The sequence below is a fragment of the Pseudomonas sp. RIT778 genome, from assembly GCF_019718735.1.
Classification (GTDB): Bacteria; Pseudomonadota; Gammaproteobacteria; order Pseudomonadales; family Pseudomonadaceae; genus Aquipseudomonas; species Aquipseudomonas aphyarum.
Window position 1 is genome coordinate 32,494 of sequence record NZ_JAIHBA010000033.1, and the last position, 13,314, is coordinate 45,807.

Genomic DNA, 13,314 nt, shown 5'->3' on the forward strand with positions numbered 1-13,314 from the left:
ATGACACAAACGGATTACGTGGCTTGCCAGTGAGCCTTCAAGAAGTCGATGAACACCTTCACCTTGCGCGTATTGCGCCGATGCGCCTGATACAGCACGTAGATCCACGGGCCGAAGGCGCTGGGTTCGCGCCAGTATTCGGGCATCAACTCCACCAGTTCGCCCCGGGCGAGATACGGCGCGGCGCTCCACTGCGGGAGAAATTGCAGGCCTTGCCCGTCCAGCAGGCAGGCCAGCAGGAAATCGTAATTGTCACTGGCAATGCGCGGGATTGGTTGGGTCATGCGCAGGCGTCGTTCGCCTTGCTTGACCCACCAGAAGTGCCGGTTGAGCAGCGGGTGGCGGAAGATCAGCCAGTCGTGCTGGTGATAGTTGTCCAGTGACACATCGCTGCCCTTGCGCGCCAGATAGGCCGGGCTGGCGCAGAGCTGCACGCGGTTCTCCACCAGCGGCTGAGCGATCACCCCCGGCAGATCGATCGGCCCGTCACGCAGCGCCAGGTCGTAGCTGCCATCGACCGGGTCGTCGTAGTTGTCGCTCAGATCCACTTCCAGATTGACCTGCGGGTGTTCGTTCAGAAAGCGGCAGCACACCTGATTGAGAAAGGCCGGGGCAAAGGAGGGCGGGGCGATGATGCGCAACTCGCCGCGCAATTCGTGTTTGAGCTGTTCGACGCCTTCGCTGGCCAGTTGCAGTTGCAACAGCGCCTGACGCGCGCCTTCCAGATAGATCCGCCCGGCTTCGGTCAGTGCCATGCGTCGAGTGGTGCGGTCGAACAGGCGGCTGCCGAGTTCCTCTTCCAGTTGCGCCACGGCTTTGGTCAGGGCAGACGGCGTGTTGCCGAGCACCTCGGCGGCACGGCTGAAGTTACCGTGCTCGGCGGTGGCGACGAACATGGTCAGGGCGCTCATTTTGTCCATTGATCTATTCCTGATGGGCACAGAAGTTGTGCGTGAGACGGCATTCAGTTATCCGGCGGGCTTGGCTAATCTGGCCTCAGCCTAACAAAAATAACGAGAACGCTCATGAAGCAGCTTCTGACCCTGATGGTGTCGTCCGCACTGGCCTGTGCCTCGCTGGAAAGTCTGGCGGCAACCGATCTGATCCTGCACAACGCAAAGATCTACACCGCCGAACCCGGGCAGCCGTTGCAGCAGGCCGTCGCCATCGACGGTGACAAGATGGTGGCGGTCGGCTCGGATGCGCAGGTGCTGCGCCTCAAGACTTCTGGCACTCGATTGATCGATCTGGGCGGCAAAGTGGTGATGCCCGGTTTCATCGACTCCCATTCCCACACCATCAAGGGCGGCCTGCAGATGCTTCAGGCCAATCTCGACGGGCAGATGCTGCCGCTCGATAAACTGGAATCGCGCTTGCGCCAATGGCGTGAGGACGGCAAGGCCTGGCGCGGCGAATTCCTCAGCGTCGGCGGATTACCCTCGACCTACTGGAGCCAGACTGGCGCACTGGAGCAGCGTTTCAATCAGGGCGAGTGGGCTGATCAGCCGCTGTTGCTGCTGGGCTGGGACCTGCACACCGGGTGGGCCAATCGGGCGATGCTTAAACGCGCCGGCATCGACGCGGCGCGCATCCAGGCGCTCAAACCCGAAGAGAAAGACACCCTCGGTCATCATCCCAACGGACAGCCGAACGGTTTTATGGTGGATGCCGGGCTCTACCCGGTGCAGGCCCTGTTGCCACCGCCGACCGATGAAGCGCTGCTGGCGGGTGGGCGCGCCGCGCTGAATTACTACAAAAGCCTCGGAATTACCGGGTGGATGGATCCGCTGGCCAACGAACTGCCCGGCGCCGACGTGAAAAACGACTCGCTCGGCGTGCTGCCGACGTACAAGAAGCTTTCGGAAAACGGCGAACTCACCGCTCACGTCGCCGCATTGCTGATGGCCGATTCGAAGGCTACACCCGCCGATCTCGATGAACTGGACAAGGTCCGCCAACAGTTCCTCGGCGTGCACAACCTGACGTTGCCGGGCATCAAGGTGTTCGCCGACGGCGTGGCCGAATCGCCTGCGCAAAGCGCAGCGATGCTTGAACCTTACAAGAACTCGAAAAAATCCGGCGAGCTGCTGATCGACCCGGCGCACTTTGGTGAACTGGTCAGCGCCGCCGACGCCCGTGGCTGGCTCGTCCACATCCACGCCATCGGCGACCGCGCGGTGCGCGAATCACTCAATGGCATCGAGCAGGCGCGCAAGGATCGCCAGAGCGGCATTGCCCATTCGATCACCCACCTGCAGATGGTCAACCCGAAAGAATTCGCCCGGTTCAAGGCGCTGAACGTCATCGCGTCGATGCAGATGTATTGGGCCAGCGCTGATGAATCGAGCATGGATCTGGTCAAACCGTACGTCAGCGCCATGGCCTTCATGTACACCTATCCGGCGCGTTCGCTGCTCAAGCAGGGCGCGACCATCGCCGGCGCCAGCGACTGGCCGATCACCACGCCCGAACCGTGGAAAGCGATTTACCAGGCCGTCAGCCGCAAGGGCCCGAAAGGCGTGCTCAACGCCGCCGAAGACATCGATCGTCAGGTCATGTTCCAGGCCTACACCCTGAACGCGGCAAAGGTTCTGCGTCTGGAAGACAGCATCGGCTCGCTCAAACCCGGCAAACAGGCCGACCTGATCGTCCTCGACCGGGACGTGTTCACGGTCGCCCCCGAAGCCTTGCGCGACACCCAGGTCCTCAGCACCTGGTTCGCCGGCCGTGAAATCTATCGCCGCCAGCCGTAAGCCGCACTCCGATTACAACGCCAAAAAAAGGAAGACTTTTCGTGAACCTTCATTGCTTCGTCACCGACACCCGCAACCCGCAAACTCGTGGGCACCAGATCGGTGACGCCTTCAGCGCACAGATTCGCCAGACCGTTGCGCTGTATCTCGACTTCTTCAACCAGCTCGACATCCCGCCACAGCAAGTGCGCGCCATCGGCGACGCCAGCCTCAAAGCTCTGGAAGACTGGAGCCCGGCGCTGGCCGAGGAGATCATCGCCACGGCCGAAGGCGCGGATTTGCCGCTGTGGCAACTCGCGGCCCTGAATGCCCGCACCGAAATCCTCGCCGTAATGCCGTCCACTGAAGGCGAATGCTCGACCGCCGTCTTCGCCCCTCATGGCCCGCAAGCACCGAAAACCATCCAGACCTGGGACTGGCACGACACGCTGGTGCCTAACGGCCTGATCCTGCAACTGACCACCGACGCCGGGATGACCGTCAAGCTGTTCACCGAGTTCGGCATGCTCGGCAAGATCGGCGTGAACAGCGCCGGCCTCGGGCTGCACTTCAACATTCTTCACCACGCCAGTGACAACGGCACCGTCGGTGTGCCGGTGCATGCAATTGCGCGGCGGATTCTGGAGCAGGCGCACAGTGTGGAAGAGGCCATCGAGTTGGCGCGTTCGGCGCGGGTCAGTGCGTCTACGGTGCTGACCGTGTTCTCTCGCGAAGACTCGAAAATCCGCGCCTGCAGCATCGAAATGTCGCCTGCCGCCACTGCCGTGGTGCTGCCGAACGCCGAAGGCTGGATCACCCACACCAACCATTTCCTCGACCCGGACCTGAGCGCTGGCGAACGCACGCCGGACGCCTCGACCACCTACGCCCGTATCGACCACGTGAACGCTTTGCTGAGCGGTATGACCGAGGGCGACCTGATTCGCCGGGCCGATGCCATGTGCGGCGCCGCCGGCGAAGAGGCACCGATCTGCTTCCACCCCGACCTGAGCATGCCGGCCACCGAGCGCTGGGAAACCTTGCTGACCATCGGCATCGACACCGAGCAGTGCGTGCTCGAATACGCCGCCGGCAACCCGAAACAGCTGGCCCGCAACGGTTACCAGCGTTTCTGAAACCCTGAAGCAACGCCCCGAAAAACAACAACAAGAGGAGCACCCCACATGGCCAGTCACCCAGCACGCACGGCGGGTTCACCGTCGGCGCTGAGAACCTTCTTCGTCTCCGGCATGGGCACCGCCCTGGAGTTTTATGACTTCGTGATTTACGGGATCGCCGCCGCGCTGGTGTTCCCGAAGGTGTTTTTTCCGCAGATGGACCCGCTCACCGCCACCCTCGTAGCCTTCGGTGCGTTCGGCGCAGGGTTCTTCGCCCGGCCGTTGGGTGGCGTGGTGTTCGGGCATTACGGCGACAAACTCGGGCGCCAGAAAATGCTGGTCATCACCTTGTTGTTGATGGGGCTCAGCACCTTTCTGATCGGCTGCTTGCCGGGTTACGCCACCCTCGGCGCGGGTGCGCCAGCGTTGCTGGTGCTATTGCGACTGGTGCAGGGTTTTGCCGCCGGGGGCGAGTGGGGCGGGGCCGCGTTGTTCGGCATCGAATCCGCGCCCGTGGGTCGTCGAGGGTTGTGGGGCAGTTTCACCAGCATGGGCATCGGCATCGGCGGGATTCTCGGCTCGGCGGTGTTTGCGGTGGTCAGCGTGGCGGCCAACGATGACCTCGCCGGTTTTGCCTGGCGGATTCCGTTCTGGCTGGGCGGCGTGCTGGTGCTGATCGGGCTCTATGCGCGGTTGCAGAAACCGCCGCAGTTGCTCAAAGAACCAAACGTCCACGGGCGCATGCCGTTGATTGAAGCGTTGCGTGCGCGACCTCGGGCCATGCTGCTGTGCACCGGCATTGCGTTTGGCTACGTGACCATCGCCTACATCGGCAGCACGTTCTTTCTGTCCTACGCCACACAACTGGGCTATGGCAGCACCGATGCATTGATTTTCGACATCGCGCTGTCCGTCGCCATCGTCATCACCGCGCCGCTGTTTGCCTTGCTTTCCGACCGGATTGGTCGGCGCAAAGTGATGATCCTCGGGGCGTTCATCATGGCGGTCGGATTCTTTGTTTTCTTCCCGCTGGTGGGTTTGAAAAGTTTGCTGGTGTCCACATTCGCTTACATCGTGATCGGTGCTTTCATGGGCGCGACACAAGGGCCGATTCCGGCGTTTCTCGCCGAGCAGTTCCCACGGGACATGCGTTATTCAGGGATGTCGGCGGCGTACCAGATCGGTGCTGCGCTGGGTGGCGGGACGGCGTCGAGTGCGGCCACGGCCATTCTGATCGCCAACAACCACGATGCGTTTGGCGTTGCCGTTTACGGGGCGGTGGCACTGGGGATCGTGGCGGTCTGCTCGTTCTTCCTCAAGGAGACCGCGCATTTGAGCCTGGAGGAAATCGACGCGCCGGTGACGGTTGCTCCAACCATCCCGCCTGCGGTGCAACGCTGGGAAACGCGGTGAGGCGTGCGCCGCCCGCTTCCTTGCAGAAGCGGGCGACGCTCAATCCTCAGGTGTGATGGATGTCCCGATCCTTGGTTTCAGGCATGAAGAAGATCCCGAGAATCGCCGTCATCACCGCGATGACAATCGGGTACCACAAGCCGTAGTAGATATCCCCGGTCGCCGCGACCATCGCGAACGCCACGGTCGGCAGGAACCCGCCGAACCAGCCGTTGCCGATGTGGTACGGCAGCGACATCGAGGTGTAGCGGATGCGCGCCGGGAACAGCTCGACCAGCCATGCCGCAATCGGGCCGTAGACCATGGTCACGTAGATCACGAGGATGGTCAGCAGCAGCAAGACCATCGGGTAATTGGTCTTGGCCGGGTCGGCTTTTTCCGGGTAACCGGCTTCTTTCAGCGCGGTCGTGAGGCTGGCGGTGAAGGCGTCGTTGCGGGTCTTGAAGTCAGCGGCCGGCAGGGTCGTGCCTTCAAAACTTTCGATGACCTTGTCGCCGATGCGCACCTGCGCGACGGTGCCCGGTTCCGCCACCACGTTTTCGTACGGGATCGCCCGTTTGGCCAGGATGGTTTTCGCCAGGTCGCAGGAACTGGTGAATTTGGCCTTGCCCACCGGATCGAACTGGAACGAGCACTGGTCGGGGTTGGCGATCACCTTGACCGGGTTCTTCTCCTGGGCAATGAACACGTCGGGGTTACCGTACTGCGTCAGCGCGTGGAAGATCGGGAAGTAGGTCACCGCCGCCAGAATGCACCCGGCCATGATGATGCCCTTGCGCCCGATGCGGTCGGACAGGCTGCCGAAAATCACGAAGAACGGCGTACCGATCAGCAGTGAACCTGCGATCAGCAGGTTGGCGGTCTGCGGGTCGATCTTCAGGGTTTGCAGCAGGAAAAACAGCGCGTAGAACTGCCCGGTGTACCAGACCACCGCTTGCCCTGCGGTGCCGCCGAGCAGGGCCATGATCACGATTTTCAGGTTGTCCCAACGGGCGAAGGACTCGGTCAGCGGCGCTTTCGACGCTTTGCCTTCAGCCTTCATTTTCATGAACACCGGCGACTCGCTTAGTTGCAGGCGGATGTACACCGACACGATCAGCAGCAGGATCGACAGCAGAAACGGAATCCGCCAGCCCCAGGCCTCGAACGCCTCGGTGCCCAGCGCCGTGCGGCAGGCCAGAATCACCAGCAGCGAGAGAAACAGCCCCAGCGTCGCGGTGGTCTGAATCCACGAAGTGAAGAACCCGCGTTTGCCCTTCGGCGCATGCTCGGCCACATACGTCGCCGCGCCGCCGTACTCACCACCCAGCGCCAGACCTTGCAGCAGCCGCAGGGTAATCAGAATGATCGGCGCCGCGACCCCGATGGTCGCGTAACCCGGAAGGAACCCCACAATCGCCGTCGACACACCCATGATCACGATCGTGATCAGAAACGTGTGCTTGCGCCCGATCATGTCGCCCAATCGCCCGAACACAATCGCCCCGAACGGCCGCACCGCAAAGCCTGCGGCGAAGGCGAGCAGGGCGAAGATGAACGCCGTGGTCTCGTTCACCCCGGCAAAGAAGTGCTTGGCGATGATCGCGGCGAGTGAGCCGTACAGGTAAAAGTCGTACCACTCGAACACCGTGCCGAGGGACGACGCAAAAATCACCTTGCGCTCCTCGCGGCTGATGCTGTGGTTGGTGGGCGGCGCGCTGCCGGTGGACATGCTGTCGAGTACTGCCATGGGTGTTCTCCGTCGTGCTTGTTTTTGTAGGCCGGAGCACTTCATCAACGTCGCGTACCCGAGGCCTGTGGCGGATGCCGTATCAGGTGTTTCGTGGAGCGTGCACAGAATCACCGCCCCGCGCGGGAGAGCGGGGTTTCATTGAGCATAATTGGGATTGGGGGGATATCCAGTGGCGGGGATTGATCGACTGATGCAGGGGCGGCAGGAGAGACCCGCCGCCAAGGGTTTTATTCCGTCGGCACAACGTTATCCAGCACCTGATTCACCGCCAGTTCCGCCAGCATCACGATCTGCGCGATGCCTTGCGCGGTTTTGCGGTGGGGGCCTTCGAGGAGGTCGACGAAGTTGTTGAGCATGACGTTGGCCGAGCCCAGGGTTTCGACGGCGTCGGCGAGCAGGGATTCGGTGTTGCTGGCCGGGTTGGCCTGGTAGAGGCGGTTGGGGTAGTAGGGAGCGGCCATCATGTGGGCTGATATTGGGCCGAGGTGGTAGTCGAGGGCGCGGTTGGCGGCTTCGTTGAATCTCTTGGAGTCAGGACATTCGTAGGGGGAGGTTGGGTCGGTGATGCTGGCCGGTTCGGTGACCGGAGGGTTTGGAGTCGGTTTGATCATTTTCAGGTTCCGAAATGATGCTGAAACCGCTTCTCTGCTAAAAGAAGGGTGGCAGCTGGACGCAGGTTAGCAGACCGGGGAACCTAAGGAAGCCGGCGCGCCGAAGCGCCCTGCGTACAGCCGCCATCAAGTGCAGGCATGGAACCTGATTGATAGTGCACGTACGACCTTAGGTTGACCACGGGCTGCTAAACCCGATCACTGGAAATCAGTGACCCGATCCAAGTTACCGGCCGACCCCAAGGCGCACAAGCCGGCGGATTCTGGCGTAGCGGTAGGCTCTGGCGCAAGGATTTGTAGGCATCCGGACGCATTCCGACATGTCTTTAAACGGCGCGATCCAAACCTGTTTATCGACCATCACCCAACGAGGAGAAGCCTGACGCTTTACGCCTCCAGCCCATTCGTCGCCAGCCTCGCACTCATCACGCCGACGCTCGCTCAAAAGCTGCATGACCAAAACCATCAGCGCCGAAGACTTGCATATCACCCTCCACCCGTTGAGCGAATCAGCCCTGTTCAAATGGCTACTCGCCAGTTTCCTGATGGGCAAACGAATCCAGGCCGAGATTGCCGCCGAAGCCTACCGAGTAATAGTCGACCAACACCAACGCGATACACCGCGCAAACTCGGCCATTGCACTCACCGTGAACTGGTGCGGATGCTCGGCCAGGCGCATTACGTGCGTTACGACGAAACCACCGCCGAGCGCCTGCTCGCGCTGGCTACCAAATTGAATGACGAGTATGCCGGGCGCGTAATGAACATGGTCGAGGCGAGCGCCGACCTCCAGGATTTCGAAAAGCGTTTGCAAGCCTTCGACGGCATCGGCCCGAAAACCGTTGAAATCTTCATGCGCGAAGCGGGCAAGGTGCTGTTTTGAGTGCGTCGGCGATCTTCATCGGCTGCGCGGGTTGGAGCCTGCCCCGCGAATACTGGCCGTCATTCCCGGAGCAGGGCACCCACCTGCAACGCTATGCCGCACACCTCAATGGCGTGGAAATCAACAGTTCCTTCTACCGTCCGCACAAACCCCAAACCTACACCCGATGGGCCGAGTCGGTGCCGGACGGATTTCGCTTTTGCGTGAAGCTGCCCAAGTCGATCAGCCATGAGCGGCGCCTGCGGGACTGCGAGCGTGAGCTCGATGCATTTCTTGAACAGTGCGCGGGGCTGGGCGATCACCTGGGTTGCCTGCTGCTGCAGTTGCCGCCGTCGCTGGCGTTCGACGAAGCACTTGCAGAGGCCTTTTTAGTCGCATTGCGCCAACGTTATTCCGGGGCTCTGGTGGTTGAGCCGCGCCACGAGTCCTGGGCCGCCGCCGAACTGTTGTTGATGGCGTATCGCATCGCGCAAGCGGTGGTCGATCCTTCGCGAATCAGCACCGATGCGGCTCCGCGCGGCTGGCCCAGCGTGCGTTATTGGCGGCTGCACGGTTCGCCACGCATTTATTACAGCCCCTATGACTCGGCGTATCTGGAAAAGCTCGCCAGCGATTTGCGGGTGGCGGCTGTCGATGGCGTCGACACCTGGTGCATCTTCGACAACACCGCCAGCGGCGCGGCAATCGGCAATGCGCTGGAACTGCGGCGGATACTGGCGCACGGCTGACACTCGATGTCTGGTCTTCCAACCGGCGAGTGTGTCTGTAAACTGGCCGCCCGAAACGGCGCGCGATGGCGCCGTCCTCACTGCCAGCGAAGGACTTTCCCATGGCCAACCAAGACATCACCTACACCCCGGATCCGGATGCAGACTCGATCTCTTCGGACGTCACCGAATTCAACGGCATTCTGATGTCGACCCAGATTCCGACCCGTGCCGACGGCAGTCTGGAACTGGGCGACGTCACCGCCCAAAGCGAATGCACGTTGCAGGCGCTGAAAGTCGCGTTGGAAAAGGCCGGCAGTTCGATGGATCGCGTGTTGCACCTGACCATTTACCTGACCGACATGGCTGATCGCGCTGCGTTCAACGAGGTGTACAAGCGCTACTTCGCCAAGCCTTGGCCGGTGCGTGCGGCGGTTGGTGTGGCGGCGCTGGCGGTTGAAGGGATGAAGGTGGAAGTGACTGCGATGGCCGCCAAGGCCTGACCCACGTAATGATCGTTCCCACGCTCCGCGTGGGAATGCCTCAAGGGACGCTCCGCGTTCCAGCTCTGGAAGGGACGCGGAGCGTCCCGGGCTGCATTCCCACGCGGAGCGTGGGAACGATCTGCGAACGGGCGGGTTGAAAACAGCCACCCGGCAGCACAGGCGTGCCGGCCACGCGTTTCGCGGCTACAATGCGCGCCTCGACCGTGACAGCCTGACTAAAAAAACATATGTCCTTGCCCAAACATCACCTGGAACTGCTCAGCCCCGCCCGTGACGTGGCCATCGCCCGCGAGGCCATCCTGCATGGCGCCGACGCGGTGTACATCGGCGGCCCGAGCTTCGGTGCGCGCCATAACGCGTGCAACGAGGTGAGCGAAATCGCCGAACTGGTGGAATTTGCCCGTCGCTATCACGCGCGCATCTTCACCACCATCAACACCATCCTGCACGACAACGAACTGGAGCCGGCGCGCAAGCTGATCCATCAGTTGTACGACGCCGGCGTCGATGCGCTGATCGTCCAGGACCTGGGCGTGATGGAGCTGGACATTCCACCCATCGAGCTGCACGCCAGCACCCAGACCGACATTCGCACCCTTGAGCGGGCGAAGTTCCTCGATCAGGCCGGTTTCTCGCAACTGGTTCTGGCCCGTGAACTGAATCTCAAGGAAATCCGCGCGATCGCCGATGAAACCGATGCCGCCATTGAGTTCTTCATCCATGGCGCGTTGTGCGTGGCGTTCTCCGGTCAGTGCAACATTTCCCACGCGCAGACCGGGCGCAGTGCCAACCGGGGCGACTGCTCCCAGGCCTGCCGTCTGCCGTACACCCTGAAAGACGAAAAGGGTGGCGTGATCGCCTACGAAAAACACCTGCTGTCGATGAAGGACAACAACCAGAGCGCCAACATCCGCGCACTGGTCGAGGCCGGTGTGCGTTCGTTCAAGATCGAAGGTCGCTACAAGGACATGGGCTATGTGAAGAACATCACCGCCTATTACCGCCAGCGCCTCGACGACGTGCTCAACGACCGTCCGGACCTGGCCCGCGCTTCCAGCGGCCGCACCGCGCATTTCTTCATGCCGGACCCGGAAAAAACCTTCCACCGTGGCAGCACCGACTACTTCGTCAGCGAGCGCAAGATCGACATCGGGGCGTTCGATTCGCCGACCTTCACCGGTCTGGCAGTGGGCACGGTCGAGAAAGTCGGCAAGCGTGACATGCAGGTCATCACCCACGAGCCGCTGTCGAACGGCGACGGCCTCAACGTGCTGGTCAAGCGCGAAGTGGTGGGGTTCCGCGCCAACATCGCCGAAGCCAAGGGCGAGTTCGAGGAAGAAGGCGAGAAGCGCTACCGCTACCGCGTCGAGCCGAACGAAATGCCGGAAGGCCTGTACAAGCTGCGCCCAAACCACCCACTGAACCGCAACCTCGACCACAACTGGCAGCAGGCCTTGCTCAAGACCTCTGCCGAGCGTCGTATCGGCGTGAGCTGGTTGGCGAAGCTGCGTGAAGAGCGTCTGGAACTGACCGTGACCAGCGAAGAGGGCATCAGCGCCAGCGTTGTGCTGGAAGGCCCGTTCGGCGTCGCCAACAAACCGGAACAGGCGCTGGACACCTTGCACGACCTGCTCGGCCAACTCGGCACCACCGAGTACCACGCGACCTCGATCAAGCTGGATGCGCCGCAAGCGTTCTTCATCCCGAACTCGCAGCTCAAGTCGTTGCGCCGTGAAGTGATCGAAGCGCTGACCGCCGCCCGCGTTGCCGCCCACCCGCGCGGTTCGCGCAAGGCCGAGACCACGCCACCGCCGGTGTACCCGGAGGCGCATCTGTCGTTCCTGGCCAACGTCTACAACCAGAAGGCCCGCGACTTCTACCACCGTCACGGCGTGAAGCTGATCGACGCGGCGTACGAGGCCCACGAAGAGGCGGGCGAAGTGCCGGTGATGATCACCAAGCACTGCCTGCGGTTCTCCTTCAACCTGTGCCCGAAACAGGCCAAAGGCGTGACCGGTGTGAAAACCAAAGTCGCGCCGATGCAGTTGATCCACGGCGACGAAGTGCTGACCCTGAAGTTCGACTGCAAACCGTGCGAGATGCACGTGATCGGTAAGATGAAGGGCCACATCCTGAATCTGCCGCAGCCGGGCAGTGTGGTGGGGCATATCAGCCCTGAGGATCTGATGAAGACCATTCCTCGGGCTCCGCACTGATTAGCAGGCAATAAAAAACCGGTGACGAACGTCACCGGTTTTTTTATGCCTGCCAGAAACTCAACTGGCTTCGTAGCGCGATCCCGTTGGCGGCGCCGCTTCGCCACTCAACGCGTCGACCATCGGCGGATGCTCCTGCGCTGCCTGACGCAGATCCTCGGTCACCCGCAGTTCGGCGCCGGTTGGTGAGAAGGTCGCTGCCGCCGCAAACGGCGCCGGGTTTGCCGGCACCGGACGCTTGCCCCGGCGCCAGAAGAAGAACGTCACCATGCTCAGGTTGACCAGCGCGAAGGCCCAGAACAGGCCGGTTTCGCCATGGGCATTCATCGCCGGCGAGATCAGCAGCGGGCTCATCGCCGAGCCCAGCGAGTTGATCAGCAGCATGCCCTGAATCATCGGCACCAGGGTTTCGACCGGCGCACGGTCAGCGGCGTGGCTGACGGCAACCGGATACAACGCGAACACGCCGCCACCCAACAGGAACAGCATCGCCGCAAGCATGGCCGAGGACAGCGGCACCAGCACGATCACCAGCGACAGCACGGTGCACGCGGCGCACAGCACGGTCAGCACTTGCAGGCGATCCTTGCGGTCGGACCAGCGCCCGACCGGGTATTGCAGCAGCATCGCGCCGAGGATCGTCCAGGCCATCATGCTGCCGACTTCGCCGACGTTCAGGCCGATGCGTTGCAGGTATAGCGGCAGCAGGGTGTAGATGGCGGCGATGGTCACGCCGGAGCCGAAGCAGCCGACCAGACCGGTAGGCGATACGCCCAGCAGCGCTCGTGGCTTGAGCGGTTCGACCTGTTCCAGCAACGGCGAAACGCGCGGCAGGATCACGATCGGCAACACCGACAAGGTCGCGAGCATGCCGGCGACCATGAACGGCGCCGTGTCGCCCAGCCCGGTGATTTTCCCCAAAAATGCCTGACCCAGCACGCCGGCGCCGTAGAGGACGATCATGTACAGCGCCAGCAGACGCCCGCGAATCTTCGCGTCACCGGCCAGCAGCAGCCAGCTCTCGATCACCAGAAACACACCGACCGTGGCCCAGCCGTTGATCAGGCGCAGGACGACCCAGCCCCAGGTGTCATAAAACAGGCCTTGCAGCAGGATGGTCGCGGCGATCAGCGAGGCGAAGCTGCTGTAGGCGCGGATATGGCCGATGCGCAGGATCAGCCGGTCGTTGAAGATCGCGCCCAGGGTCAGGCCGATGAAATAGGCCGAGGACACGATGCCGATCATCGTCGCCGATTCGCCGGCCGCGCCCAGGCGCAGGGTGGTCAAAGAAGACAGAAAGCCGTTGCCCAGGGCAACAATGAATAGCCCGAGCAGGGGCGCCAGCGCCATGGCCAGCAAACGCGGTGTCATAAAAACCTCAAGTGATCGAACAGC

The 13,314-nt window shown here is 62.2% G+C and carries 11 protein-coding genes; 7 read left to right on the plus strand and 4 right to left on the minus strand.

From position 1 onward, the window contains the following. Positions 1-14: 14 nt before the first annotated feature. The gene (locus tag K5E37_RS22395) at positions 15-920 is read right to left on the minus strand and encodes a LysR family transcriptional regulator (protein WP_221535177.1); all 906 of its coding nucleotides are present in this window, start codon (positions 918-920) and stop codon (positions 15-17) included. A gap of 105 nt (positions 921-1,025) precedes the next feature. On the opposite strand from K5E37_RS22395, the gene K5E37_RS22400 reads away from it, so the two are divergent. The 3 genes from K5E37_RS22400 to K5E37_RS22410 are packed head-to-tail and all read left to right on the plus strand — an operon-like array spanning position 1,026 to position 5,263. Then, a complete protein-coding gene (locus K5E37_RS22400; RefSeq protein ID WP_221535178.1) occupies positions 1,026-2,753 on the plus strand; it encodes an amidohydrolase in 1,728 nt (575 codons plus the stop codon). 41 nt (positions 2,754-2,794) lie between these two features. Beyond that, positions 2,795-3,868 (plus strand): C45 family peptidase, encoded by a 1,074-nt coding sequence (locus K5E37_RS22405; RefSeq protein WP_221535179.1) that lies wholly within the window; start codon positions 2,795-2,797, stop codon positions 3,866-3,868. Positions 3,869-3,916: 48 nt separating this feature from the next. Further along, positions 3,917-5,263: an MFS transporter gene (locus tag K5E37_RS22410; RefSeq protein ID WP_221535180.1), complete on the plus strand. Its 1,347-nt coding sequence runs from the start codon at positions 3,917-3,919 to the stop codon at positions 5,261-5,263. Between the two features lie 46 nt (positions 5,264-5,309). On the opposite strand, the gene K5E37_RS22415 is transcribed toward K5E37_RS22410, so the two are convergent. Further along, positions 5,310-6,992: an MFS transporter gene (locus tag K5E37_RS22415; protein ID WP_127797875.1), complete on the minus strand. Its 1,683-nt coding sequence runs from the start codon at positions 6,990-6,992 to the stop codon at positions 5,310-5,312. A 230-nt stretch (positions 6,993-7,222) separates the two neighbouring features. Continuing rightward, positions 7,223-7,606 (minus strand): DUF6124 family protein, encoded by a 384-nt coding sequence (locus K5E37_RS22420; RefSeq protein WP_085604627.1) that lies wholly within the window; start codon positions 7,604-7,606, stop codon positions 7,223-7,225. A gap of 452 nt (positions 7,607-8,058) precedes the next feature. Between K5E37_RS22420 and K5E37_RS22425 the strand changes: the two genes are divergently transcribed. From K5E37_RS22425 to K5E37_RS22440, 4 genes are all read left to right on the plus strand, one after another. Beyond that, entirely contained in the window at positions 8,059-8,490 is a 432-nt protein-coding gene (locus K5E37_RS22425) for a DNA methylase (RefSeq protein ID WP_221535181.1), read from the plus strand. After that, complete coding sequence (locus K5E37_RS22430; RefSeq protein ID WP_221535182.1) at positions 8,487-9,218, plus strand: DUF72 domain-containing protein; 732 nt, start codon at positions 8,487-8,489, stop codon at positions 9,216-9,218. Before K5E37_RS22425 ends, K5E37_RS22430 begins: the two co-directional genes overlap by 4 nt. Before the next feature lie 101 nt (positions 9,219-9,319). Further along, complete coding sequence (locus tag K5E37_RS22435) at positions 9,320-9,700, plus strand: RidA family protein (protein WP_007955413.1); 381 nt, start codon at positions 9,320-9,322, stop codon at positions 9,698-9,700. Between the two features lie 230 nt (positions 9,701-9,930). Continuing rightward, positions 9,931-11,919 (plus strand): U32 family peptidase, encoded by a 1,989-nt coding sequence (locus tag K5E37_RS22440; protein WP_221535183.1) that lies wholly within the window; start codon positions 9,931-9,933, stop codon positions 11,917-11,919. Between the two features lie 60 nt (positions 11,920-11,979). Here the strand turns inward: K5E37_RS22440 and K5E37_RS22445 are convergent, their stop codons facing one another. Continuing rightward, the gene (locus K5E37_RS22445) at positions 11,980-13,290 is read right to left on the minus strand and encodes an MFS transporter (RefSeq protein WP_221535184.1); all 1,311 of its coding nucleotides are present in this window, start codon (positions 13,288-13,290) and stop codon (positions 11,980-11,982) included. Positions 13,291-13,314 lie beyond the last annotated feature (24 nt).

Excerpts from the sequence above, each read along its gene's own strand:
- K5E37_RS22410 (WP_221535180.1), top strand. The coding sequence starts at position 3,917 with ATGGCCAGTCACCCAGCACGCACGGCGGGTTCACCGTCGGCGCTGAGA.
- K5E37_RS22440 (WP_221535183.1), top strand. The coding sequence starts at position 9,931 with ATGTCCTTGCCCAAACATCACCTGGAACTGCTCAGCCCCGCCCGTGAC.
- K5E37_RS22425 (WP_221535181.1), top strand. The coding sequence starts at position 8,059 with ATGACCAAAACCATCAGCGCCGAAGACTTGCATATCACCCTCCACCCG.
- K5E37_RS22395 (WP_221535177.1), bottom strand. The coding sequence starts at position 920 with ATGGACAAAATGAGCGCCCTGACCATGTTCGTCGCCACCGCCGAGCAC.
- K5E37_RS22400 (WP_221535178.1), top strand. The coding sequence starts at position 1,026 with ATGAAGCAGCTTCTGACCCTGATGGTGTCGTCCGCACTGGCCTGTGCC.
- K5E37_RS22445 (WP_221535184.1), bottom strand. The coding sequence starts at position 13,290 with ATGACACCGCGTTTGCTGGCCATGGCGCTGGCGCCCCTGCTCGGGCTA.
- K5E37_RS22415 (WP_127797875.1), bottom strand. The coding sequence starts at position 6,992 with ATGGCAGTACTCGACAGCATGTCCACCGGCAGCGCGCCGCCCACCAAC.
- K5E37_RS22435 (WP_007955413.1), top strand. The coding sequence starts at position 9,320 with ATGGCCAACCAAGACATCACCTACACCCCGGATCCGGATGCAGACTCG.
- K5E37_RS22420 (WP_085604627.1), bottom strand. The coding sequence starts at position 7,606 with ATGATCAAACCGACTCCAAACCCTCCGGTCACCGAACCGGCCAGCATC.